Origin of the sequence: Methylomonas defluvii, assembly GCF_033949435.1 — a bacterium.
Taxonomy (GTDB): domain Bacteria; phylum Pseudomonadota; class Gammaproteobacteria; order Methylococcales; family Methylomonadaceae; genus Methylomonas; species Methylomonas defluvii.
Genome location: NZ_JAXARY010000014.1, coordinates 80506 through 104208 on the forward strand (window position 1 = coordinate 80506; position 23703 = coordinate 104208).

Sequence of the window (23703 nt, forward strand, 5' to 3'; positions counted from 1 at the left end):
ACTCGCTGCTTCGGCAAACTACCTTACGCACAAATAATACCTTGCCGAAGCAGAAAAAATCCCAGCCTTGCTGCTAAGGTTTATGGGCAATAACCTACGTTCATCTTCCCCCACCAAGCCTGGAGCCCCAACATGAAGCCATGCCCAAAGTGTCATCGGGATGTGCTGCCCGCGGAGGAAACCTGCCCGCACTGCGGCATCGTCTTTGCCAAATATTACAAATACCACGGCGATACACCTATGCCGGCGGCGGAACGCTCGCAAGTTGTCATTACTATTGAAGCCCCCGCAGACACGCTATTTGGCGACGACGCCTACCGGGACAACGAAGCCATCTTTATCGGCCGCTGCCTATTATTACCAGGATTTTTGCTGTGGAGCTGGTTGCTGATTACGCCGGGTCTGGCCAGCAATGCGGCCGGCGCATCGTTTCTGCATCTGGTCAACCTGCCGTTTCACGAAGCCGGCCATGTGATTTTCCGGCCGTTCGGGCAATTTATCACCTCGCTGGGCGGCACCCTCGGCCAAATTCTGATGCCGACGATTTGCATGTTGACCTTGCTGCTAAAAACCCGCGATCCGTTCGGCGCCGGCTTGTGTTTATGGTGGGTGGGCGAGAATTTTCTGGATATTGCCCCGTATATCAACGACGCCCGCGCCGGACAATTGCCCTTGCTGGGCGGCAATTTCGGCCACTCCGCGCCATACGGTTTTCACGATTGGGAATATTTACTGACCGAATCCGGGCTGTTGGCCCAAGATCATGCGCTGGCTAAACTCGCGCAGTTAATCGGTGCGATGTTGATGATAGCGGCGCTGATCAGTTGCGGTTACGTGTTGTTCAAACAGCGGCAAAAGCTGACTGGCGCGAAAACCGATTAACGGGAAAGAATTTAGCCCAACCACGCTTTCACTTTGGCCTTAACCTGCGCTTTTACCTGCCGCGACCACTGGTAGATTTCAGTATCGACGATCTTGGCGTGCGCCCATTGCAGCCAACCCATCACGGTGTGATAAACAAAAGCGATAAGTCCGAAGGTCAGCAACTGCGGCTTGGTCAATTTAAACACCCGCGACACCAGCAAGGTACCGAGCAACTTGGCGAACACTTCCAATAAAATGCCTTGCAACAACAGGCCATGCACTATCAAAGACAGCGCAGCCAGATTCAGCGGAGTGACGATCAATACCGGAATCGTAAATGCCAGCAAGGCCATGGCCGGCGAGGTTTGCGCCAACCAACGCTCAACACTTTCCAGCCTCAGCAACAGCGCCAGATAGTGCCCGCAAGCCGACAGAAAATCCCACAACCATTCCTCGATGATCAGCAGGATGGCCAGCAGCGTAAGCAGGAGTTTTTTCACGATTATTTCCCGTAGTTGGACTCAGACACTATAACCAAGCGCACTTGCGCTTGTCGCCAATTTATTAATCCGGCCCGGTTTATCGCTGGTATGCCCTTCGACAAACTCAGTACCCTCAAGGGCATAAAAGCGAACGGTATTCAGGACCGGGTAATAAGTTTGAATAGCCGGAATGCGTAGCTTAGCGGCAATCCGCTAACAGCCTAATCAACACTATGATTTGATTCCGCTTGCGCCGACAACTGGGCAATCATCTCGGCAAATCGGCGCAAGGTTTCATTGTCAGCTTGCAACATCTGTAACAGACTGAGCATGCCACGCGCTTCTTGCCAATCCTGCCGGCCTAAATTTTCGTACAGCGCCCGATACAACTGTTGGATCAAGAAGCCATGTAACAGTTTGGCTGCCGGCGTTTGCTTGAAACTCAAGGAGCGCAGCACCGCCGGCACCGCGATAGCCAAGCGTCCGGCCCGCGTGGTTTGTAATGCGACGCCTAGCCACTGCTCGGCCAAGCGTTGGCTACGGAAGATGTACTGCAACTCGGCGCCGCAGCGAGGACACAGCGTGTCAGCACCGAGCCGGGCGTTGCAAGCCGGGCAGCGCGGTATCACGATTCCAAGTAGTAGAGGATGTCGTTCAAGCGCTCGACCGGCTGTTTCAGACCGACCTCGTCACCGCTTTCGAGACACGTCGAGATAGCTTCGATCAGATCCACCATGTCTTCCTTGTCTTCGGTGGAAACGGTTTCGAATAAGGCTTCGGCCTTCTTGATGACCTGCCGCGCGGCAGCCAGGGCCTGGCTTTCCGGAACCGAATCCGCCTCGCCAGCGGCCGAATTGCCGAACAAGCCGTCGATACGCTGTTTGGCGCTGCTCAGTTCGCCGCTATCGAAGCGGGAAATCGCGTTGTTGATGGTAATGGCTTTTTCCTTGCCGGAGGCTTTTTCCCGCGCCGACACATGCAAGATGCCGTTCAAATCCAGGTCCAGCGTCAAGGTGATGATGTTGCCGGCCGGCACGTCCAACAAGCCTTCGACCAAAAATTCGCCGATTTCGACGTTGTTCAACGCATCCGGGTCCTCGCCTTGAAAAATCCGTACGTTCACTTCGCGTTGATTGTCGGTGAAGGTTTCGAAAGCTTCGGACTTGCGCACCGGCAACACGCTGTTTTTATGCACGATGGGGATGTATTGATACGGATAGGGCATGCCATCCAGATAGCCGACCGCGCAAGTGCCGAAGGTGTAAGGCGTCACGTCGACCAAGACCGTGCCGATGTCCTCGCCGTTGATCATCGCCGCCTGCATCGCCGCGCCCATCGCCACGCACAAGTCAGGATCGACTTCGCCGTGCGGTTCGAAACCGAATTCCTCGAACAGGCGTTCACGGATGCACGGCGTGCGCGTCGAGCCGCCGACCAGTATGATTTCGTCGATGTCGGAGGCGATCAGTTTCGCGCCCTTCAGTGCAATGTGGGTAGCGTCCAACGTGGCGTTGATGTGGTCGGCGATCAGATCTTCGTATTCCGAACGCGCCAATTCCATCGTCAAATGCAGCGGCGTACCTTGGCGCTCCAGCAAATATTCTTCCTCTATGGTCGCAAACGGCGCGTCGGACAAGACCAGTTTCGCCTGTTCCGCCGCCCGCACGATACGCGCCATCGCCTTGCTATGCGGCTCGACTTCGATGCCGTGTTGCTGGCGAATATGCGCCAAAATCCGCTCGACGATCAGTTGATCGAAATCGTCACCGCCCAGGTGATTGTCGCCATGGCTGGCCAGCACCTCGACCACGCCGCTCTGCACGCTGACCACCGACACATCGAAGGTGCCGCCGCCCAAGTCGTAAACCAGCATGCGTTTGGCTTCGAGCTGGCCGGCGCCGTACACCAGCGCGGCGGCGGTCGGCTCGTTGATCATCCGCACCACCTCCAGCCCGGCGATTTCGCCGGCTTCGCGGGTTGCCTGGCGCTGAGCGTCGGAAAAATAGGCCGGCACGGTAATCACCGCCTTGAAGATAGGCCGGCCGACATAGGCTTCGGCAATCGCCTTCAAACGCTTGAGGATAATCGCGGAAATTTCCTGCGGCGTGTACGACTGGCCGGCCATTGTGACTCGGGTATCCTGGCCCATCAGGCGCTTGATCGACTTGACGGTGCGCTCCGGATAAATCAGGTATTGGTTGCGGGCGCTGGCGCCGACCAGAATCTCGCCGTTATCGTCCAGCCCGACGAAAGACGGCAATATTTTTGTGTCGCTGTCTGCGATCACGGTGACCTTGCCGTTTTCGACGATGGCGACTTCCGAGTTGGTGGTGCCTAAATCGATGCCGATGATGATGTCGTTCATGTGTGTTCCCTGAATGCTTAAAGTTTGTTGACCTTGACTTCCGCCAAGCGCAGCACTTGATCGTCGATTAAAAAGCCCTTGCGCAGTTCTTCCAGCACGACGGCGTTTGCCTGCGCGGGATCGTTGCCGATGGCGATGGTCGCCATGGTCCGTGCGTCGAAGGGCTGACCTACGCAATCGATAGCAAACACCCGCCGGCGTTGCAGCATCTGTTCCAGACGCTTCAGCGTAATTTCCTGGCCTTCGCCGACGCTGGCGATGAAGCGCACGTCTTGTGGTTTGGAATGCCGGAACAAGCCATCGACCGGCCGATACTGCCGCACGGCCCGATAGCCGGCATCGAGCCGGTCGTATATATCCAGCCATTCCCGCAGCAGGGCTCGCTCGTCCTCCCGGCGTTGTTGCTGCAGGCGTTCGTTGGCTTTCGCCAGTTCGTCCACCAAGGCTTGATTGTCGGCTTTCAGCGTGGAAACCGCCTCGCTCAAACTATCCAGCGTGGCTTTAAATTGCCGCGACTCGGCTTTGACTTCGGTTTTCAAGCCGGCCAAATCGCTGAATAGGGCGGTCAAATCCGGTTGGTCGATTGCGGTCAGATGGGCGAAGTCGGTTTCCTGTAGATAGTGCTGCAAGGCTGTCAGCAACTCGTCTTGCGGGGTGTCGGTGGTCATGATGGCGTTTTAGTCAATTGAGCGAGCGATTTTTCGATGGTCAGCGTGCTCGCCAGCTTTAGGAAATCGTCCACAGGCATAGTCTCGCCAGTAGCCGATTGGCCGAAGGCTTGCGCCAGCAACGTGTCGAATTCGACACGCGGCATAGCAAACAATGCGTGGCGCAAGCGGCGGTCTTGGTCTTTGATCGCTTCGAAAGCCTCCTGGATTTCGCGAAAGCGCGCGGGATCGCGGTCGGGCGGATTGTCCTTGACCCGCTGCAAATAGGCTTGTTTGATGTCGGCGTCGGTGGCCTGTTCGGGCACGCCCAGAATACGGTACGGTGAAATCATCGATACTCAATTGAAAGGCAGTGAATATTGCGGGGAGTTATTCTCAAATCGCGCGACGATGTCGTCGAAACCGACGCCGATCTCGACCTTAAGTTCCTCCGCGCCGGCGAGTATAGCCACCGACCAGAGGAAATCCTGGTTCATAAACAAGATCGCCAGACGTTGCTGACCGAGCTGGTCGCCGTATTGACGCATAATTTGGGCGGCGAAATAATCGGGACCGCGTTTGCGCATGATCTCCTCGATTTTCTTTTCGATGCGCTTGAACATGGCATCCGGAATGGGGCCGAACAAGTCCTCTATCGGATCGTCGCTGATTGACGGCTGGTCGAAGTCTTCAGCTTCATCTTCGAGCGGCTCGGGAGTGCCGCTGACCCGTTCGAGCAGGCGCGCGATCAACCCGGCGGTCCTGTTGTCGTTATCCGCCCGCGCGTCTGCCAACCCAATTTTCAAGCGGTATAAGCTCATTAAATCCAAGTGGCTGGCATCGCCCTGGCATTCGGCAAGCGTCCGGTAATACATCAAGGCCGGGGTATGTCGGCGGGCCTGAGCCATTTTGGCGCAGTGCTTCAATAGCTCGTAATGGCCGACCTTCTCTAAAGCCTGGCACCAGGCGAGCAGCAGCGCTTCATGGTCCAGTAGCCATTCCACCGACTTTTTCAGCGGCGCTTTGACTTTGTCCAGGGCTTTCAGCAACAGGCTGTTATCGTCCAATTGCTCGTCGTAATAATCCAGCAAGCCGATCAGCCGCTGCAATTGCGGGGCGGACAGCAGATAGTCCTTAAACGCCGGCAGCGCGCGGCTAAGCCCCTGTGTCGGCAGTTCCAGCAATCCGGCTTCGATCTGCGCCTGCACATGCATATTAACCGGATCGTCGTACAGGCTTGCCAGGGTATCGGCGATGCGTTGCAAGCCCTGGGCTTTGTCCTCGGCCTGCCACAGATAAAATCCGCGCAACAACTCCGCTTGGCGGCGCAGGCTTTTATCGATGGTTAATTGTTCGGCCGCTTGAATTTCCTTTTCCACCAAATGAAATTTCTCGGCTTTCACCAAGCGGCGGGCATGGGCCATGTGATTGGCAAACAATAGCTGTTTAGCCAAGGTATTCACGGGATCGATCTGCAACAAGGCTTTGGCGTAAGCCGCCGCCTTTTTAAAGGCTTTTCGGGCGGCGGCCGATTGGGCCGCCCGCACCAGCAAATCGCTATCGTTGGGGAAACGTTGCAAGCCGCGTTCCAACCAGTGTTCGTATTGAGCGGGGTCCGGCCGCTGTTCATGGTAAATCGTTAAAAGTTTCAGATAGCTTTGCCGGTCGTCGGGGTCGTACTCCAGGCTGTCGGCCAACATCACCGCCGCTTCGCCGGAATAAGCCTTGTCGGCCATACGTCTGAGGATCAACGCAATTTTTCGGTCATTGGCCGGCCGGTCTTGTTTCAGAATATCGATGCAGCGTTGCCAAAAAAAACCGGCGTCGTAGGCGTTTTCAGCTTGCTCGTGCAACAAGGCCTGCACGCGGTTTTGCTCGAACGGGTCCTTGCTGGCGAAGTGTTTGAAATAGTCTTTTTCACCGCCCGGATACTCGGCCAATGCCCCCAGGCAATAGGCTTGCGCGGCAGCGTTGCCAAATAAGTCACGATATTGTAGGACCAGATTGAAGCGGGTCTTGGTGTCGGGCTGGCCGTTGAGTTTGACCAGCGCTTCCAATAACTGGCTCTGACGGGCATTGAGACCTTTGGCCTGAGCAACGATGCGGCGCTGATTATGTTCCAGACTCGACAGGCTAGCGACGAAATCCGCGCCGGATTGCCGATACGCCAAGCAGGCCTTAGCCAGCGGTTGATAGGGTGATTCGTCGGGGATTTTGGCTAACAGGGCCGGGGCTTGTTCGATGTCCGCGCCCTCCAGCAGTTGGGCTTTCAGCAAAGTGCGCAAATCGCGAAACGCCGAACGAAACGGCAATGGTTTCAAGGCCTGCTCGCAACGTTCCCGCTCGCCGTTGCGATAAGCCGCCAGCGCCGCGCATACACACTCCCAATGCTTGAGCAATGCGGAATCCTGGGGCAAATGCGGCAACAACTCCGTGTCCCCGGAAACCAGTAGCATCCCCAGATATGCCGAAAGCACCGGAAACTCTTCGTCCAACTGCCGAGCATTCAACCCATCCAATAGGGCGTAAGCTTTGCGCTCGTTTTTGCCGGCCAACAGCCACAACAGGTAAGCGTCTTGCGCTTGCAGCGGTGGTTGCGCGTTAGCCGCGTAATTTTCCCAAAGTACGCAGGCTTCCTTGAACATGGCCTTGGCCGCCATTCCCCTGGCCCTTTGCAGATAACAATCGGCCAAGCAGCGTTTGGTTTCGGCGTCGGCCGATTGCTTTAACAGTTCCTTGAATAAATCGCTCGCTTCCTTATAGCGCCCGGCGGCATAGTGCGCCTGCGCTTTTTCCGGTAACGACGATTCCGAGAGCCCGGCGGAAATTTTCTGGATGATTTTTTTCATGGCTGTGCAGGCAATAGCCCATGCTTCAAAATGGCATTATAAAACAGCAACGGCATATGCCGCCTGCTATGCTTTCATATCAAGATGCTGATTCGATCCGAGTTCTCTTGATTGGCTCAGCGCTTGGGCCTGGGTGGCTTTCGACGCCACACCGAAGGCTTACTTCGGAAGATCAACAGGGTACTTGCGAAGCTGCCCTTAGACCTTCCGAGCGACCTCGTCCAGTTCCCGAAGTACCCCAGCGATATGCGGAAGTATCACCTCGATTTTTTGCTCGTCAAAGTGGATCTTTCAAGGAGCCAAGCCGACTTTCCGAGAATCCCGGCCGATGGTTTGAGAGTCCAAGCCAAAGCGAAACGGGAAACAAACTATCATTTGCTGTCGAAGCTTTGCTGGGTCGGCGGACTCGCCCCTAAGCCGACAAATAAGATTAAATTGCAGGGCAGCAAATGGGAAATAAGCCGTCCTTCAAAATGTAAGCACGATTAGCTCACGTAATCGCATATTTCAAGGCCAACATTTCTCCAATTCCTCTGCCTATAATTGGAGCAGACTATCAACAACGGGTCGTCATGCACAGAACTCAATCCGCAACAACCAACAAACAATTTTATGCATCTCCCAAGAGCCCCTTGGCCAAATATCGAAACAGCTTGTGGTGGTGGCTGGTTGCTTCCTGGGTATTTCTTATTGTCATCAGCAAGAAACACGAATACGGCAGTCTTTGGCTTCCGATTGTTTTCACATATGTGGTTGTGGCGATATTCGATAGCTTTCTTAAACGCCGTTTACCCTACGACCAACCAATTATCACATTGGATGACGATGACATAGAATCGCTACTGTTTGCGGGCGCAATTAAACGGCATAGCTGGGGCGAGTTGGTGGAGGCGAATGTTTCCAAATTCAAGAACATGCCTTTCATTCAATTCAGATTGCAAGCTTTGGTAGGCGTTATTGATGACTCTATGACCTGGACTGGCATTAACCCCGCGCGACCAGTGCTACCTATATCGTCTTTGTCTGCAGAAGATCAAATCGAGTTGCTGGAAATAATCAATCAGCGTTTGGGTTTCGCTCAATCAACTAGCAAATCCACTGGTAATTCTAGCGCCAGTCAATCGGCCAACAATTTCGCCACTAATCCGCTTGCCGAGGAAAAAGCGTTTCATGATCAGTTGGAGGCTTATGCTCCCATAGCGTGGATCACCTGGTTGCTAATTGGTGTCAACGTATTGGTTTGGATTGCAATGTGGCATACCGGGGCGAAAATAGAGCAAACGCCACCCGAGCAGCTACTGAGTTGGGGCGGTAATACTGCATTTGATGTTCAACGTGGCGAATGGTGGCGAATGGCAACCGCCATGTTTCTCCATGGTAGCCTGATACATTTAGGCATCAATATGGCGGGGCTATATGTCGTTGGTGGGGTGGTGGAACGTATATACGGTCATCTGCCTTTTACACTGATTTATTTAGGTTCCGGTTTGATCGGCAATGGGCTCAGCCTCTATTTTGGTGCGCAATACGCAGTCTCCGCAGGTGCGTCCGGGGCTGTGTTAGGCGTTACTATTGCGCTAATGGTTGGTATGTATCAACACAGGGAGCGCTTACCAAAAATTTTTAGTAAACGAAGGTTGAGCGGCATAGTGTTGTTTGTTTTTTATGCTTTGCTGTATGGATTTATCAATCGCGGCATTGATAACGCGGCGCATATCGGCGGTATGCTAACTGGTTGCTTATTGGGTTTACTGTTACCGGAACGCTTGGACATGGAAAGTTTCAAACACCGCGTCAAAAAACACCTAATAATAGGCCTGTCGTCGACGGTTATCGCTACAACAGCTTTAGTCTCGATGTCGCCCCAGGCAACATTGAACATTAAATCAGAGCTAAAAAATCAAGCCTTATTGGTGCAGGGCGCTAATAGTATTTTTCATGAACTTGTTTTACTCGATCTCGACATAGTTACTTTTCGCAGAGGCCAAATGTCCGCAGCGGAGTTGAACTCAAAGATCAAAAACACTTACCTTTCAGGCTTAAAACAAGCGATACAACAATTATCAGAAGTCAGACTAGCGGAATCGGATCAGCGATTACAGATGTTACAAGAGATGAAACTATCAACAGCCCTGTTAGTATCGATCTTCGAACTCGCCCCCTTTCAAAAACCTGGAAGCGGTAAAACTCAGCCAACCGATCTTGAACGTGCGACCCTTATCAAAGACAAGTTAAAGGCAATAACAGCTCGCATATTGCATGAAGGCCATAAGGTGCGCAGATTATAGGGTGCTGCCGTCAGGCGCACCGTTCGTGATTGTTGCGCCTCGCATAGCTCTGCACAACCTATAGGTGGCCGCACCTTTTTGGGATTACGTCTGGCGGTTATAGATCTATCAGCAGACCTTCGTCAGAAAAACCATCTGTCTGCCTTTGGCCGAACTCAGCCGACAATATCAAGCACCCAACCCATCACCCCACGCTAAGCTCACTCAACAATCCCGGATTTTAGTAGCCTCAGTAATTGACGCCCAGGCCGCTATCACCGAAGATCAAGGCTTTTTCGGGAGCCGTGATGAGCAGCAACGACTTTATTCTCTCCGCCGGCGTGCGTATGCCGGGCATTATTTACGGCACGGCCTGGAAGCAGGAGCGTACCGCCGCGCTGGTGGAACAGGCGCTAACGCTGGGATTTCGCGGCATTGACACGGCTTGTCAGCCCAAGCATTATCACGAGGCAGGGGTTGGCGAAGGTGTACTGGCGGCTTGCCGGAAGTTGGGCTTGCAGCGTTCCGAGCTATATTTGCAAACCAAGTACACGCCGCTGAACGGCCACGATCCGTTACGCATCCCTTACGACCCCAAAGCCGGTCTGCCCGAGCAAGTCGCACAATCCTTCCAAGTGTCGTTAAAAAATCTGCAAACCGATTATCTGGATGGCCTGGTGCTACATTCGCCGTTGGCGGATCGCGGGCAGTTGTTGGAGGTTTGGCAAGCGCTGGAAGTTATCCAGCAAAGCGGCGGCGCCAAGCAACTGGGCATCAGCAATTGCTATGATCCGAAATTATTCCAATTTTTGTACGACAACGCGACGGTTAAACCGGCCGTATTGCAGAACCGGTTTTATGCCGATACCGGCTACGACAAACAGCTGCGGGCGTTTTGCCGGCAGCGGCAGATCGTTTATCAAAGCTTCTGGACGCTGACGGCCAATCCTAAAATCCTGGCTGACGCGGCTGTGAAAACGCTGGCGGAAAAATACCTGCGCGGCCCGGCGCAGATATTCTTCCGCTATTTAACGCAGAACGGCATCGTGCCGTTAACCGGCACCACATCCGCCGAGCATATCCGCGAGGATTTGGCTATTTTCGAGTTTGAGTTGAGTAGCGCGGAATGCGCGGCGGTGGAGGCCTTGCTTTAAGCGTTTCGATGGCGCTAAGACTCAACAGCCAATTCCCAAAAAAAGCCTCTCCCCCGGCAGAGGCTTATAGAACGGCGGTAAGTCACTGTTTTATAACCCTCATCCTAACCTTCTCCCGAAGGGAGAAGGAACAAAACTCCTCTTTTACGATACCCCCTGGGGGAGAAGCTTTTATTAAATCCCACAAGCTGCCAAGTTTGTAATGGATCTCTATTGACCTGACCCATCATCAACTGATTTGCCCAGTTAACGGTTAAGGCTTTTATAATAACGGGAACCTTGCCTCTTCAAGCCCAAATGTCATGCTGATTAACCGTTATCTGCGTCAATTTGCCTACCTATGCAGCGGGCTTTGCCTGGTGCATGCCAACGTGCTTGCTCAAGGCAATCCAGCCGACATCGAAGCGACCAACGAATTGCTGCCGCTAAGTTGGGAGGAACTCACCGAACTGGAAGTATCCAGTCTGGCGCGGCAGGAACAAACGGTTAAAGACAGCCCAGCCGCAGCATTTGTAATCACTTCCGAAGACATCCGCCGCTCCGGCGCCACCAGCTTGCCGGAAGTTCTGCGCATGGTGCCTGGTATGAATGTGGCTAAAATCAACGCCTGGAATTGGGCGGTCAGCGCGCGCGGTTTTAACGATCTATATGCCAACAAGCTGCAAGTGATGATAGACGGCCGCAGCATTTATGATCCGCTGATCAGCGGGGTCTATTGGGGCCAGCAAAATCCGTCGCTGCCGGATATAGAACGCATCGAAGTGTTGCGCGGCCCCAGTGGCAGTTTGTGGGGCGCGAATGCCGTGAACGGCACCATCAACATCATCACCCGTTCGGCTCGCGATACTCAGGGCGGTTTGCTTAATGCCGGCGGTGGCACCGAGGAACGCGGCTTCGGCGGGATTCGTTACGGCCAGAAATTATCCGAATCCACCTTTCTGCGCGGCACGATCAGTACGATGGTGCGCGACGCCAGCATCGATCTGGCCGGCAGGCAAGACACCCACGACACCGGCGATACCGAAACCGCCAATTTTCGCCTGGACAGCCAACTCAGCGCCCAGGACAAACTGATGGTGGAAGCCAACGTCTCCCGCTACCGGTTGGGCGGCTACTATATCGGTAAAACCTCGACGACAGCACCGCTGTGGCAAAACGACGACTTTGGCAGGGACGGCGTGACCGGCAGTTTGCAGGGCAATTGGTCTCATCGCACCGACAGCGGCCACGACTGGCGACTGAATATGGCGTTTACCCAAACCGAATGGCAATTGGCGGTGAATCGGATGAGCCGCTCGCATTACGATTTGGACTTTCAACACACCCTGCCGGCCATCATCGACAACCACAAACTGATGTGGGGGGTGAACTATCAAAATATCTCCGATAGTTTCGATAACACGCTGACTCTGGGTTTCGAACCCGAGCAATTAACGCAGCACAATGTCGGGGTATTTTTACAGGATCAAATCGGCTTGACCGACGACCTGACCCTAACGCTGGGCAACCGGGTGGAGCATTTCACCTTCACCGGCTGGGAAACCGAGCCCAACGCCCGGCTACTGTGGACACCCAATAAGCAGCACAGCCTGTGGGCCGCGGTGTCGCGCGCCGTGGTCCTGCCGAATCGGGCCCAACACAGCATTCGTTTATTCAAACAAATCCCAGATACCAACCGATTTTTCGAAGCCAAAGCCAACCCGGACATGTTGACCGAAAATCTGTTGGCCTACGAATTGGGCTGGCGTTGGCAAGTTTCCACTAGTCTGGATATCGACAGCGCCTTGTTTTACAACATCTATGACCGGATGCAAGGCACTAAATTTACCAGTGTGACCTATAACAACCCAACGTACGGCAACATCAAGCAGGCCACCGTGGCCAATTACCGGCAAGTGGACAGTTACGGCCTGGAGTTGGCGGTCAATTACCGGGTAAACCACGATTGGCGGCTACAAGCCTCTTACAGCGCCAACCAATTCTCGGTCAATTACGATAAAAACCAGCCCTGGTTTCGCGATCCACTCACCGAAGAACATTTCAATCCGCAACACAATCTCTCACTGCGCTCTTTGTACAACCTGACCAGCGAAATCGAACTGGATGCCTGGGCGCGCTATGTCGATGAACTGTATATCGATAGACGCAGCATTCCGGCCTATATCTCCTTGGACTTACGCCTGGGCTGGCATCCGCACAAAAATCTGGAGTTATCGATAAGCGGGCAAAATCTGCTGGATGATCAACATCCTGAATTCAGCGACGTGCTGTACATACCGGTCGCCAGCCAGATTCAACGCGGCTATCTGGCGCAAATCTCCTGGCATTTTTAAGACGGTTGATTGCGCCAATGCGTCTGCACACCCTTTTGCTACTCAGTGTCTGCGTTTGGTTCGCCGGTTTCGCGCACGCGGAGGAAAATAGCCAAAGCCGCGAGTTTCAATTAAAGACTGCCTATTTGTTCCATTTTGCAGAATTGGCGCAATGGCCGACGACCAAGCCGGTGACGATTTGTTTGCAAGGCCGCAGCCTGTTACGCGCCTACTTGCCGGTTTTGGAAGGCCAGCAAATCAACGGTAATGCGGTGCATGTCAATTTGGCCGACGCCCCCGACATCACCCAATGCAGCATCTTGTTTCTAAGCGACTTGGCCGGCTTAACACCGGTATTAGCCGAGCAAGCCCGGCAGCATCACGTGTTGTTGGTCGGCGACGTGGAAAACTTTGCTAACCACGGGGGTATGGTGCAATTTACGTTGCGCGACAACAGGTTAAAACTGGTGGTAAATTTAGCGGCGGTGAAATCAGCCGATTTAAAGCTGAGTTCGAAATTACTGCGGATGGCCGAAATAATAGAATGACAGCGTCAACAGATCCTCGCATTTCCATCAGCCGCAAGCTGGGTAAAATCCTGCGAGTGATGGTGATGTTAAGCCTGATGGTGGCGACGGTATCGCTGTCGATTCGGGAATATTCGGCTTTGCAGCAGAACATTGGGCAAAAATTGACCTTGACCGCCAATATGATCGGCCAAAACAGCAGCTTTGCCTTGTTGTTCGACGACAATCAAACCGCCCAGGAAATATTGGATGCGCTGGCCCACGATCCGGACATCATCGCCGGGCAAATCCAAACCCCCAGCGGGGTCACGCTGGTCCGTTACGCAAAACCGGCAAGCAATTGGCACGGCTGGTGGCCGGCCTGGCTATCGAAAACCCGGCAGATCACGCAGCCGATTTTGCATAAAAATAAACAGATTGTCGGCCACATTACCCTGGTTGCCGACCTGAAACGCGCCTACCACTCCTTGCTGTTCAATACCCTGATTAACACCGGTATTATCTTGATCGCCTTGAGCGTGGTGGCCTTGTATGTGCAGCGCTTGCAACGTTCGTTTTTAGGCCCGCTGTTGAAATTGGCTAATACCGCGCGGCAAATCGAAAAAGACCACGATTACAGCCGGCGCTCGGATTATGCCGGTAACGACGAAATCAGCGATTTGGCCGAAGCCTTTAATAATATGCTGGCGCAAATCCAGGCGCACGAGACCGACTTGGAAAGCCAGGTGCGAAGCCGCACGCAGGAGCTTGAGCTCGCCAAGCGGGAGGCGGAATCCGCCAATCAGGCCAAAGGCCAGTTCCTGGCCAATATGAGCCATGAAATCCGCACGCCGATGAACGCGATTGTCGGCTTGGTGGAGCTGTGCCTGAATAGCGAACTGAGCTTTAAACAACGCGAATATCTGAAACGGGTGGAATCGTCCGCGCAGTCCTTGATGACACTGATAGGCGACATTCTGGATTTCTCCAAAATGGAAGCCGGCAAAATGCAGATGGAGACCATACCCTTTCTGCTGGAAGAGATGCTGGAGCATGTGTTTTCCACCATGCTGCAACTCAGCGCGAACAAGGGGATTCAACTGATCAGGCCGCCGGTCGGCGAGTATCACGCGGTAATCGGCGATCCGCAACGGCTGCGGCAGGTGTTAATCAATCTGATCGGCAACGCCATCAAGTTTACCGAGCACGGCGAGATAACCGTCAGTTTCAGCGAAATCAGCCGCGATGCGCACTCGGTGCGTCTGCAATTTGCCATCAGCGACACCGGCATCGGCATCACCGCCGAACAGCAAACCAAATTGTTCCAGGCTTTTAGCCAGGGCGACAGCAGCGTGACCCGCAACTACGGCGGTACCGGCCTGGGCTTGATTATCTCCAAGCAGCTGATCGAACAAATGGGAGGGACGATAGAGGTCAGCAGCGAACCCGGCGTCGGTTCCACCTTTACCTTTAATGTGCTGCTCGGCGCCACCGATTTGAATACCATCCGTAATTTCCAAATCCGCCGTCACCGTACCAGCATAGACATCGGAAAATTGGCGCGGCTGCAGGGGCGGCGGGTGTTGCTGGTGGAAGATAACGAAATCAACCGCATCGTCGCCATCGAGCTGTTGGAACAAGCGCAATTACAGGTGGATATTGCCGAAAACGGCGAACTGGCCTTGGACAAGCTGCGGCATCACGACTACGACTGTGTGCTGATGGATGTACAAATGCCGGTGATGGACGGCTATCAAGCCACCCGGCTGTTACGGCAAATCCCGGCTTGCCGCGACCTACCCGTCATTGCGATGACCGCCAACGTGATGCACGGCGATCATCAGCACTGTCTGGCCGCCGGCATGAACGACTTCATCGGCAAACCGATTCTACCGGCCACGCTTTACGAAACCTTATTGAAATGGATTAAACCGGTTACCGACCAGCCTTTGGACCTGGGATAGCATTAATCAACGCCCTATTTACCCCAAGGCATCACCGGCACCGTCGACACACTGTTGGCCGGTGCACCTTCGATCACTTTCCGGCTAATCGCCAGATAAACCAGGGTGTTGTGCTTGGCATCCCATAAACGGGTAATGTTGGTGGACTTGAAAAACAGCGAGGTGCTCTCCGAAAATACGGTTTCTTCCGTGCTCAGTTTGGCCGGCAATGTGATCGGCCCGGTTTGCCGGCAAGCCAGCGAAAATTCCGACGGATCTTCCGACAGACCCAAGCCGCCGGAAATCCCCCCCGATCTGGCCTGACTGATATGGCAAATCACGTTAGGGATTTTCGGATCTTCAAAGGCGTCGACACAAACCTTGTGATTGGCACCGATTAGTTTCCAGGCCGTGGTCACGCAACCCACTTCATCGGCCTGCGCCGCGCCCGCCAGCATGAGCAACAAGCCACAGCATAAGCGGCCGCTATGTTTTAAGGATATTTTCAGCATAAATTTCTCGCAGACAGTGAGTAGATGGAAAGGGTCAGACTCAGGGTAACAAGCGCCAGTCGCTAAAACAAGCCGCCTGACCAACATAGCGTTGCGCGCTATCGTGGACATTCCACACCACCGCGCGCTCGATCAAAAAACGCTTGCCGGATTTGGCGATCCGCACGCCACTGTAATTGTCGATATAGCCCTGGCTGGTCACTTGATTCAATAGTCGCTCGCGCTCTTCACGATTGACCGGCTCCGCCGAAAAACGCGAAGGCATACCGATAAATTCCGGCCAACTTAGCTCGAATAAATCCTGTGCGGTGCGGTTGGCGTAATTGAATACAGGATCGGCAGCAGTGTTATGCGACAACAGGGCAAAATCGGCTTCATAGACTTGCCGGCCCAGCGCCATGTTTGCGGACTGTTCCAACAGCGGCTTGCCCAGCAATTGCTGATAGCTTTGGAGCAGCAATTGGATATGGGTTTCGTAAAAATCGTTTTCTTGGCTGGGTACTGGCAAATCGAGCATGGCTATCCGTTACACACCGGGCTGGTAAAGTTCTTTTTTATAAACCGCGCTGATTTGCCTGCCGTCCCACACATAGCAATAATGCGCGCCTTGCTTGACCGGCGCCAGCAAACGCGGTTTAAACACCGCCACACATTCTCCGCCCGCCGCCCGCACGCTGGAATAGACGATACCATCCGCACCGTCCGCGCGTAACTGCCTGGCCCAGGCCTGCGCGGCGGCGTAATTGCCGGTGTCGGCGTCGTAAATTTCCGGTAATTCGGTTTGCCGACCGCGAATGTCGTGCAGCTCGGCATTCAAATCCGAGGCATTGCTGCGCATGTCGATGTCAATCGGCGCTTGTCGGGTCGCGGCCAGAAACCGGCTGCGATGAAAACGGGTTTCGGCTATCGCGGTATCGATGTCTTTGGCGGCGTAATACACGCCGTAACTGCCGTCGCAAAACCGGCTGCCTTCCGGATTTAAATGCGTGAACGCGGCCATGATCGGCGTAGTCCCCGGCCCGGCAATTCGGTCCGCCACGGCGACCAAACTGATTTCGCCGGCTTCGTCGCGCAGCCTGTCGTTAGTCAGCGCTTCAATGGCGAACACTACTTCCAGATCAGCCGGGTCTGCCACCCTATCGAACAAACCCGTCGGCGGAAACCGGCTAGGCACCAGGCGCCAGCAAGGTCGCCAATCTATCCGACTGATTTTCGCTACCGCCATTAGGCCCAACCGCACTGCGCATCCAGATATTGGCGCACTACATACAAATCCGCCACCCGCCCGGACAACATGCGTTGCAAGGCGGTTTGCCCGGAAAACAGCGCGGCCTGATTGGCTTGATGCAGCCAGCCATCCGCCGCTGCCGGCTTGGGCAGTAAAATCTGCAAGGCTTTATAAATCCCAAAGATGTAAGACAACCTTTCCAATTTATCGGCGTTAAGACTGGCGCTTTCCGGATTTTTCTTCCACTTAAAATACGTGCTGCGCGAATCCAGCCCCAGTAAAACCATGGCCTGCTCGACATTCAAACCCCAGGCATCGGCGATATTAAAAAAAGTCCGTAAAGCCGCACCGGCCACCAGCGCGCTGTCGGCCGGTAATTGCACATGAGCTGTTGACAACATAAGCCCTCCAAAACAACTTATCTAAACTTTACGTTAAAATAAGTCTATTTATGGACTTTGTCAAAGGGGTTTTGGGTTTTATTCTTGGAAAAGGAGTTTTGTTTGGGCCGGGTTTTTATTTGGGCAAAACAGACCGCGTAGCTCCGATTAGCGCAGCGTAATCGGAGGAACGACGTCAAACATGCGTCCGATTACGCTATCGCTAAGCGGGCCTAAGGCCTTTTTTGTCTAAGGGGGTTTGCTTAGCGGTTTTTAGGCCAGCTATTCGGATTTCTAGCATCATGCACTACAGCCAACACATGTACTAAATCGCCGCGCACTACATAAAACACGCCGAATGGAAAACGCGGGAGTAATGCGCCGAACGTTTGGAATTACCTCGGCATAGAGCAACGGTGCTTGTTCCAGCCTTTTTAGCTGCAGCTCTAAAGCGGCAATAAATTCATCTCCGAGACCGGAGCTTTGCGACTCGTACCATTCTTGGGCTTCGCCCGTTTCACGTAAAGCGCGTGCGGAAAATTTCAGGCGGTACGCCATGAGCCATCTTTAAGGCACGATTTTACTTGATCCCAGGAATAGCCGGACTCCGGATTCCGCTCAAACTCAATCATGCGCCGTTCCAGTTCGGCTTTAAGCTCCGGCGATACTTCCACAGCTTCAGGTACTGCGGCGACGCTGTCCCAAATAAGCTCAACGAGCTGAATGCGTTCCTGCAACGGAAGTTCCAGAATATCGGTAATCGAGATATTGTTCATGGCGGACACTGTATCCATTTTTGGTAAAAATCAAAAGCGACACTTATAAACGGCCCGACGATTTAAGTTTTTGCACGACTAACTCATCAACTTGATTATTCGGTGTGGCCGGAGATAAGCCCGCGTAGCTCCGATTAGCGAAGCGGAAGCGGGTTGGCTTGAGCGAAATGTGGGCATCACTGCGTTTCACTTATCAACTGCCCATGCTCATCAAAGCGGCGCTCGATGCGCTTCATACCCTGTACATCGTAACGCTCCTCAATGCGAGGTTGCCCGTTCGGATAGTAGTAAATCTTTCCGGCAAGCAACTGGCCGTCGTACATCTCAGCGTAAATAGCAACCGCTTGCTCGTTGTGATGAAGGATGCCAATCAGAGCACCGTCCGGTCCATAGCGATTTATGCTCTTGATCGCTCCGGAATCATAGAATTCCTTAACGATTTTCTGTCCCCCAACAGCACTGAGCGTCTCTGGCTCTTTAGCGAATAAGACCGTAACGGTGGCAAGCAAAAGTACGGCAACAAGATTGATGTGCGTCATGTTCATTTGTTTGTTGCTCAACATAATATATACGACATTTTTTGCCTTATAATCCCAGCCATCTGTCGTATAACTCCTTATTCCTGAGTTTAAATAATTGATAAAACTGCGCTTTATTAAACAAAGAACCAGCCCTGGCCGGAAAATACGACAAATGTCCAAGGCTTATGAGCCACTTTTATTCAAGCCCCAGACTATCGAGTTCGCGGAAATAAACATTTTGGTTCCGTATTTCTTGCAAAGATACCCCAAGACCCAAACTAATCAAAGAACATTCCAACGCTCAACCTCTGTCAGTCTGTTTGCCTAGCGGCCCAAGCGCCTACAAACGATTTGGGTTAATCCTGTTCCGATCTCGACTTCCAGGCCGCTCGGGCCACTAGAATCGCCGCCGTTAGAAAACCGACCGTGGTCAGCGTAAAACTGATGCCAGCCTGAATCGGGAAGTGCGGTTCGACCGGTAAAGCGGAGGCCACCGGCTTGGCCGACAATCCCCTTAGTAAAAACGATAGCGGGTTGAAAAACGCCCCGAAGCAGCAGGCACTCACCACCCAGACCGGCGGCGTGACCGCATATTGCCGAAACAGCAAAAAGAAAATGAACAGAAATTGCGCCATCATCAGGTAATCGATGTGGGCGCGAATAATGTCGGCCCGTTCGACCAGGTGGCTGGCCAACGCGCCGTCGGGATAAAACAGCGTAAAGCCCAATACCCAGGCGATACTCAACGCTATCGCCAGACAGAATATCGCAAACACCAGCAAAAACACGTTTGCCAACGGTTCGGGTGGAAATTTTTGATTGCTCATGTGTATCCTCATTTTCAAGAGGCGCTTGGCCCCAGTTATCGAACGCCGCAAAGGGCAAACGCGCCGACCCCGTTGCCAAGCTCAAACGCTTTGACTAGACTGCCCGGCAAAAATGCCGGTTGGCCGAACGCAACGGGGAGCTTAAACAATGACCAATACACCACGCTTGTATGAACGTGCTACTGCCTCGGCGGTCCCTTTCGATGCGCTCTGGGACATCAGCGGCGGCCGCACGTTTTTTTGCGGTCCGCTGTATTACAACGCCAACCACCAACACGGCGCTCCGGTGTTTCTGGCCGGTCTGTATGGGAAGTTTCGTTTGAAAGTGGCGGGTAGCGATTGGCTGTCTTGCCGCACGGCGGTAATTCCGGCCGGCGTGTGGCACGAGCTGGATGTGGGCGGCGACCCGCTTGCGGTGTTTTACATCGAACCGACCATCGCCGGCGTCGAGGCGCTGTTACCTTTAATCCGCGATACCCGCTCAGTGAACGGTGCCTTGGTCGGTAACGGCGGCGAAATCGCCTTCATGCGCGATCTCTACGAAGATCGCTACAGCCCGAATTGGACCGCGCAGCCCCTGGCCGATTTGCTGGATTTTTCGAAACGCCGGTCTCAAGCCGACAGACTAGACCCACGCATCAGCCAAATCGTCGAATTTTTATTCGCGCAAGGCGACGACCTGACGTCGGTGATTACGCTGGCAGCGAATGTAGGACTATCCGCATCCCGGCTACAACATCTGTTCAGCCAGCAGATCGGCGTGCCGTTTCGCCGTTATCGCAGCTGGAACCGGATGCGGCAAGCGATAAAAGAAGTCATCAAGGGCCACAACTTCACGACTGCCGCGCACGCTACCGGGTTTTCCGATTCCGCCCATTTCAGCCATGAATTTCGCAAGACTTTCGGTGCCGCGCCCACAGTGGGTTTGCATAATCTGGCGCGGCTGCAACCCTAGCTTAAATCGACTCCCGCACCAAATCTGCCAAAATCCGCAAGCCTGATTCGGCATCCTCGCTACTGGAGTGGCTGAAATTCAACCGTAGCTGGCCGCAAGCGTCCACCGCCATCGGTAGGAAGGGTTCGCCGGGCATAAAAGCCACGCCGGCTTCGATAGCCTTAGGCAACAGCTGACGGGTATCGATGCGGCGATTCAGCGTCAGCCAAAAAAACAAACCACCGGGCGGGGTTTGCCAAACTGCCAAATCCACAAAATGCCGGCGCAGCGCAGCGTCGAATGCATCGCGGCGCTGGCGGTAATGGCCGGCCAAATCCGCCAATTGCCGGCTGCGGTCGGGATTGTTCAGTTGTTGTAGTACCAGCCATTGGCTAAGGCGATTGCTGTGCAAATCGGCCGCCTGCTTCAAGCGGGTCAAAAAAGGCATCAGTTCCGGCGACGCGACCAGGTAACCCAAGCGCAAGCCCGGCGCCAGGCTTTTGGAAAACGAGCCTTGATAAATCCATGGCGCTTGTTGCAACCTGGCACATACCGGCGTGCGTTCGCAATCGTCGTACACCAGATCACGGTAGGGATCGTCTTCGAATAGGGGAATATTGCCGGCATCGCAAGCGGCGGCCAGGGCACTGCGCTCCCCGGCATCCAGGCAGCGGCCGCTGGGATTCTGGAACGTGGGGATCGCATAGGCAAACGCTGGCTTTTCCCGCTGCCAGGTATCCAGATCGGGCGCCCCAGCATCGTAAGCCACGAAGCGGGCGCCGAAAAAGCGGAACACCTGCAAAGCCGCCAGATAAGTAGGCGCTTCCACGGCCACCGGCGTGCCGGGATCGATGAACAGTTTGGCGACCAGATCGATACCTTGCTGCGAACCGGACAGGATCAACACCTGTTCGGCCGAACATTTAACGCCCAGGCTTTGCATGTCGGCGGCGATACGCTCGCGCAACTCCGCTTCGCCTTCGCTGGCGCCGTATTGCAACATGTGCTGCGGCATGGCCTCTAGCGTGAATTGCGGGAAGCTGTCCAACGACGGTAATCCGCCGGCAAAGGAAATCATGCCGGGTCTGTCGACGACGGCCAGAATTTCGCGGATTGGTGACGGATGCAGGTCTTGGGTACGAGCGGAAAAGCGGATAGGGTGCTGCGGCGATAATGAGTTCATGGTGGGCATTGATAAATGTCAATAAAGTTGACCTATAGCCATGCTAACGGCTGCCTGCCTATAATGTCAACATGGTTGACCAAATAGCCGCTATCGATAATCCCCTGCTTGATGAAACGCCGAAGCCGGACAGGCGCGAAGCCGCGTTACGTCTGGCTATCGAACAATTTTACTTCGGCTATCGCGCCTTTACCGTACAGCCGGACCGCATCCTGGCCGAGCGCGGGCTTGGGCGGGTGCATCACCGGATCTTGTATTTCGTCGGCCGCAACCCGCGGATTTCCGTGAACGCGCTGCTGGGCATGCTAAGCGTCAGTAAACAAGCTCTGAACGCGCCATTGCGGCAGTTAATGGACATGCAGCTGGTCATGATAGACACGGCCGCGCATGACAAACGGGTACGCGAACTCAGCTTAACGCCGGACGGCGCGGAATTGGAAGCGCAACTGACCGGCACGCAAATGCAACAGCTGCAAACGGTATTCGCGCAAGTCGGCGCCGAAGCCGAAGCCGGCTGGCATGAAGTGATGCGTAGCTTGAGTGCACAGAGCTGAGCAGCCGTGCGCGAAAAAATCGACGCCATCTACCAAAGCGAATCCCGCCAGGTACTGGCCACCTTGATTCGGCTGCTCGGCGATTTCGATGTGGCCGAGGAAGCGCTGCACGATGCCTTTCGCGTTGCGCTCGAACAATGGCCGCGTGACGGCTTACCGGCCAATCCGCGCAGTTGGCTGGTGTCGGCCGGCCGCTTCAAGGCTATCGACGGCCTGCGCCGGCAAGCCCGCTTCGATGTGCTGGAGGATGCCGATACCTTGGCGGATCCAGCCAGCGAACCCGGCGACACGGATGACGAAGGCCTGGAAGACGACCGCCTGCGGCTGATCTTTACCTGTTGCCATCCAGCGCTATCCCCGGATGCCCAAGTCGCATTGACGCTACGCGAAGTTTGCGGCCTGGCCACCGAGGAAATCGCCCGCGCCTTCCTGACGCCGACACCGACGCTGGCCCAACGCATCGTCCGCGCCAAAACCAAGATCCGTGATGCCCTCATTCCCTATCAGGTACCGTCGCCTTCAGAACTCCCACAACGCCTCGATTCGGTGTTACGGGTAATTTATCTGGTGTTCAACGAAGGCTACTCCGCGTCGTCCGGCGACGCGCTAACCCGGCATGATTTGTCGGAAGAAGCGATACGCTTGGGACATTTGCTGGTCGAGTTACTGCCGGAGCCGGAAGCGCAAGGCTTATTGGCGTTGATGCTGCTGCACGAATCCCGCCGCGCCGCCAGAACCACAGCCGACGGTGAACTCATTTTGTTGGATGACCAAGACCGCAGCTTGTGGGATAAGGAACGCATCGTCGAGGGCTCTGCACTGGTACAGCGGGCCTTAGGGTCGCGGCGCTTCGGCCCTTATGCGTTGCAAGCCGCCATCGCTGGGCTGCACGCCAACGCCAGCCACGCCGCCGCCACAGACTGGCCGCAAATCGTCGCACTCTATGAAGTCTTATTGCGCATCGAAGCCTCGCCGGTAATCGAATTAAACCGGGCCGTCGCGGTAGCGATGCGCGATGGACCTTTAGCTGGACTGGAGTTGATCGATGCCATTTTACAAAACGGCGACCTTACCGATTATCACCTCGCGCATGCGGCACGAGCAGATTTGTTCCGGCGTCTGGGCAGAACCGACGAAGCGGTCGCAGCTTACGAACAAGCCCTGGCTTTGACGCGGCAGGAGCCGGAACGGCGCTTTTTGGCGCGCAGACTGCGCGAAATCCGCTTGGAGTGACGATATCAGTAAAAAATTGGCGATTGATTTTAAAGTGATATTTAATCATTTGCGTCGCGCACCAGACGCGCTTTTTGACACAACAAATGAAAAGTTTCGCGCCGCGCCATTCTGATAGAGCAAGTTCGGCCAAAGCCCCCTTACTTAAAAAGGTGCCATCCGCCAT

The 23703-nt window shown here is 54.4% G+C and carries 23 protein-coding genes; 9 read left to right on the top strand and 14 right to left on the bottom strand.

The window, feature by feature from the left end; all coding sequences use genetic code 11:
- The first annotated feature begins 132 nt into the window (after positions 1 to 132).
- Entirely contained in the window at positions 133 to 882 is a 750-nt protein-coding gene (locus tag QLH52_RS15395) for a zinc ribbon domain-containing protein (RefSeq protein ID WP_319962156.1), read from the top strand.
- 11 nt (positions 883 to 893) lie between these two features.
- Here the strand turns inward: QLH52_RS15395 and QLH52_RS15400 are convergent, their stop codons facing one another.
- The 6 genes from QLH52_RS15400 to QLH52_RS15425 form a co-directional block, all read right to left on the bottom strand.
- Complete coding sequence (locus QLH52_RS15400; protein ID WP_319962157.1) at positions 894 to 1364, bottom strand: hypothetical protein; 471 nt, start codon at positions 1362 to 1364, stop codon at positions 894 to 896.
- A gap of 203 nt (positions 1365 to 1567) precedes the next feature.
- On the bottom strand, positions 1568 to 1975 hold the full coding sequence (locus QLH52_RS15405; RefSeq protein ID WP_319962158.1) for a hypothetical protein: 408 nt from the start codon (positions 1973 to 1975) through the stop codon (positions 1568 to 1570).
- Positions 1972 to 3711 (bottom strand): Hsp70 family protein, encoded by a 1740-nt coding sequence (locus QLH52_RS15410; protein ID WP_319962159.1) that lies wholly within the window; start codon positions 3709 to 3711, stop codon positions 1972 to 1974. Before QLH52_RS15410 ends, QLH52_RS15405 begins: the two co-directional genes overlap by 4 nt.
- A 17-nt stretch (positions 3712 to 3728) precedes the next feature.
- Positions 3729 to 4379 (bottom strand): nucleotide exchange factor GrpE, encoded by a 651-nt coding sequence (locus tag QLH52_RS15415; RefSeq protein WP_319962160.1) that lies wholly within the window; start codon positions 4377 to 4379, stop codon positions 3729 to 3731.
- Entirely contained in the window at positions 4376 to 4711 is a 336-nt protein-coding gene (locus QLH52_RS15420; protein ID WP_205452297.1) for a J domain-containing protein, read from the bottom strand. Before QLH52_RS15420 ends, QLH52_RS15415 begins: the two co-directional genes overlap by 4 nt.
- A gap of 6 nt (positions 4712 to 4717) precedes the next feature.
- Positions 4718 to 7207, bottom strand: a complete 2490-nt coding sequence (locus QLH52_RS15425) for a hypothetical protein (RefSeq protein ID WP_319962161.1) — start codon at positions 7205 to 7207, stop codon at positions 4718 to 4720.
- Positions 7208 to 7779: 572 nt separating this feature from the next.
- Here QLH52_RS15425 and QLH52_RS15430 point away from each other — a divergent pair.
- The 5 genes from QLH52_RS15430 (at position 7780) to QLH52_RS15450 (ending at position 15410) form a co-directional block, all read left to right on the top strand.
- Positions 7780 to 9495: a rhomboid family intramembrane serine protease gene (locus QLH52_RS15430; RefSeq protein WP_319962162.1), complete on the top strand. Its 1716-nt coding sequence runs from the start codon at positions 7780 to 7782 to the stop codon at positions 9493 to 9495.
- Between the two features lie 287 nt (positions 9496 to 9782).
- Entirely contained in the window at positions 9783 to 10628 is an 846-nt protein-coding gene (locus tag QLH52_RS15435; protein WP_033156975.1) for an aldo/keto reductase family protein, read from the top strand.
- A gap of 302 nt (positions 10629 to 10930) precedes the next feature.
- Positions 10931 to 12961, top strand: coding sequence for a TonB-dependent receptor plug domain-containing protein (locus QLH52_RS15440; RefSeq protein ID WP_033156976.1), 2031 nt, complete (start codon positions 10931 to 10933; stop codon positions 12959 to 12961).
- A gap of 17 nt (positions 12962 to 12978) precedes the next feature.
- On the top strand, positions 12979 to 13488 hold the full coding sequence (locus QLH52_RS15445) for a YfiR family protein (RefSeq protein ID WP_033156977.1): 510 nt from the start codon (positions 12979 to 12981) through the stop codon (positions 13486 to 13488).
- The gene (locus QLH52_RS15450; RefSeq protein ID WP_101052865.1) at positions 13485 to 15410 is read left to right on the top strand and encodes an ATP-binding protein; all 1926 of its coding nucleotides are present in this window, start codon (positions 13485 to 13487) and stop codon (positions 15408 to 15410) included. The genes QLH52_RS15445 and QLH52_RS15450 overlap by 4 nt, the downstream gene beginning before the upstream one ends.
- Positions 15411 to 15424: 14 nt before the next feature.
- On the opposite strand, the gene QLH52_RS15455 is transcribed toward QLH52_RS15450, so the two are convergent.
- The 7 genes from QLH52_RS15455 to QLH52_RS15485 form a co-directional block, all read right to left on the bottom strand.
- The gene (locus tag QLH52_RS15455; protein WP_033156979.1) at positions 15425 to 15901 is read right to left on the bottom strand and encodes a CreA family protein; all 477 of its coding nucleotides are present in this window, start codon (positions 15899 to 15901) and stop codon (positions 15425 to 15427) included.
- Between the two features lie 40 nt (positions 15902 to 15941).
- Positions 15942 to 16418 (bottom strand): MEKHLA domain-containing protein, encoded by a 477-nt coding sequence (locus QLH52_RS15460; protein WP_033156980.1) that lies wholly within the window; start codon positions 16416 to 16418, stop codon positions 15942 to 15944.
- Between the two features lie 9 nt (positions 16419 to 16427).
- Entirely contained in the window at positions 16428 to 17126 is a 699-nt protein-coding gene (locus QLH52_RS15465) for an RES family NAD+ phosphorylase (protein ID WP_319962163.1), read from the bottom strand.
- Complete coding sequence (locus QLH52_RS15470; RefSeq protein WP_033156982.1) at positions 17126 to 17530, bottom strand: MbcA/ParS/Xre antitoxin family protein; 405 nt, start codon at positions 17528 to 17530, stop codon at positions 17126 to 17128. Before QLH52_RS15470 ends, QLH52_RS15465 begins: the two co-directional genes overlap by 1 nt.
- A gap of 521 nt (positions 17531 to 18051) precedes the next feature.
- Positions 18052 to 18285, bottom strand: coding sequence for an addiction module protein (locus QLH52_RS15475; protein WP_101052902.1), 234 nt, complete (start codon positions 18283 to 18285; stop codon positions 18052 to 18054).
- Between the two features lie 176 nt (positions 18286 to 18461).
- Positions 18462 to 18830, bottom strand: coding sequence for a toxin-antitoxin system YwqK family antitoxin (locus QLH52_RS15480; RefSeq protein WP_319962164.1), 369 nt, complete (start codon positions 18828 to 18830; stop codon positions 18462 to 18464).
- Positions 18831 to 19162: 332 nt separating this feature from the next.
- The gene (locus QLH52_RS15485) at positions 19163 to 19633 is read right to left on the bottom strand and encodes a hypothetical protein (protein ID WP_033157662.1); all 471 of its coding nucleotides are present in this window, start codon (positions 19631 to 19633) and stop codon (positions 19163 to 19165) included.
- A gap of 148 nt (positions 19634 to 19781) precedes the next feature.
- Between QLH52_RS15485 and QLH52_RS15490 the strand changes: the two genes are divergently transcribed.
- Positions 19782 to 20588, top strand: coding sequence for a helix-turn-helix domain-containing protein (locus QLH52_RS15490; RefSeq protein WP_033157661.1), 807 nt, complete (start codon positions 19782 to 19784; stop codon positions 20586 to 20588).
- Position 20589: 1 nt separating this feature from the next.
- Here the strand turns inward: QLH52_RS15490 and QLH52_RS15495 are convergent, their stop codons facing one another.
- Complete coding sequence (locus QLH52_RS15495; protein WP_033157660.1) at positions 20590 to 21750, bottom strand: aminotransferase-like domain-containing protein; 1161 nt, start codon at positions 21748 to 21750, stop codon at positions 20590 to 20592.
- A 71-nt stretch (positions 21751 to 21821) separates the two neighbouring features.
- Here QLH52_RS15495 and QLH52_RS15500 point away from each other — a divergent pair, with 71 nt between their 5' ends.
- Both QLH52_RS15500 and QLH52_RS15505 read left to right on the top strand, forming a co-directional pair.
- On the top strand, positions 21822 to 22304 hold the full coding sequence (locus QLH52_RS15500; protein WP_084153347.1) for a MarR family winged helix-turn-helix transcriptional regulator: 483 nt from the start codon (positions 21822 to 21824) through the stop codon (positions 22302 to 22304).
- A gap of 6 nt (positions 22305 to 22310) precedes the next feature.
- Positions 22311 to 23537 carry an RNA polymerase sigma factor gene (locus QLH52_RS15505; protein ID WP_033157659.1) on the top strand — a complete coding sequence of 409 codons (1227 nt, stop codon included), beginning with the start codon at positions 22311 to 22313 and terminating at the stop codon, positions 23535 to 23537.
- Positions 23538 to 23703: the final 166 nt, after the last annotated feature.

Bases quoted from the DNA above. Each gene is read 5' to 3' on its own strand.
- QLH52_RS15460 (WP_033156980.1), bottom strand. From the start codon at position 16,418: ATGCTCGATTTGCCAGTACCCAGCCAAGAAAACGATTTTTACGAAACC.
- QLH52_RS15430 (WP_319962162.1), top strand. From the start codon at position 7,780: ATGCACAGAACTCAATCCGCAACAACCAACAAACAATTTTATGCATCT.
- QLH52_RS15440 (WP_033156976.1), top strand. From the start codon at position 10,931: ATGCTGATTAACCGTTATCTGCGTCAATTTGCCTACCTATGCAGCGGG.
- QLH52_RS15445 (WP_033156977.1), top strand. From the start codon at position 12,979: ATGCGTCTGCACACCCTTTTGCTACTCAGTGTCTGCGTTTGGTTCGCC.
- QLH52_RS15415 (WP_319962160.1), bottom strand. From the start codon at position 4,379: ATGACCACCGACACCCCGCAAGACGAGTTGCTGACAGCCTTGCAGCAC.
- QLH52_RS15425 (WP_319962161.1), bottom strand. From the start codon at position 7,207: ATGAAAAAAATCATCCAGAAAATTTCCGCCGGGCTCTCGGAATCGTCG.
- QLH52_RS15410 (WP_319962159.1), bottom strand. From the start codon at position 3,711: ATGAACGACATCATCATCGGCATCGATTTAGGCACCACCAACTCGGAA.
- QLH52_RS15465 (WP_319962163.1), bottom strand. From the start codon at position 17,126: ATGGCGGTAGCGAAAATCAGTCGGATAGATTGGCGACCTTGCTGGCGC.
- QLH52_RS15395 (WP_319962156.1), top strand. From the start codon at position 133: ATGAAGCCATGCCCAAAGTGTCATCGGGATGTGCTGCCCGCGGAGGAA.
- QLH52_RS15480 (WP_319962164.1), bottom strand. From the start codon at position 18,830: ATGAACATGACGCACATCAATCTTGTTGCCGTACTTTTGCTTGCCACC.
- QLH52_RS15500 (WP_084153347.1), top strand. From the start codon at position 21,822: ATGGTTGACCAAATAGCCGCTATCGATAATCCCCTGCTTGATGAAACG.
- QLH52_RS15450 (WP_101052865.1), top strand. From the start codon at position 13,485: ATGACAGCGTCAACAGATCCTCGCATTTCCATCAGCCGCAAGCTGGGT.
- QLH52_RS15420 (WP_205452297.1), bottom strand. From the start codon at position 4,711: ATGATTTCACCGTACCGTATTCTGGGCGTGCCCGAACAGGCCACCGAC.
- QLH52_RS15475 (WP_101052902.1), bottom strand. From the start codon at position 18,285: ATGAACAATATCTCGATTACCGATATTCTGGAACTTCCGTTGCAGGAA.
- QLH52_RS15485 (WP_033157662.1), bottom strand. From the start codon at position 19,633: ATGAGCAATCAAAAATTTCCACCCGAACCGTTGGCAAACGTGTTTTTG.
- QLH52_RS15470 (WP_033156982.1), bottom strand. From the start codon at position 17,530: ATGTTGTCAACAGCTCATGTGCAATTACCGGCCGACAGCGCGCTGGTG.
- QLH52_RS15455 (WP_033156979.1), bottom strand. From the start codon at position 15,901: ATGCTGAAAATATCCTTAAAACATAGCGGCCGCTTATGCTGTGGCTTG.
- QLH52_RS15435 (WP_033156975.1), top strand. From the start codon at position 9,783: ATGAGCAGCAACGACTTTATTCTCTCCGCCGGCGTGCGTATGCCGGGC.
- QLH52_RS15490 (WP_033157661.1), top strand. From the start codon at position 19,782: ATGACCAATACACCACGCTTGTATGAACGTGCTACTGCCTCGGCGGTC.
- QLH52_RS15495 (WP_033157660.1), bottom strand. From the start codon at position 21,750: ATGAACTCATTATCGCCGCAGCACCCTATCCGCTTTTCCGCTCGTACC.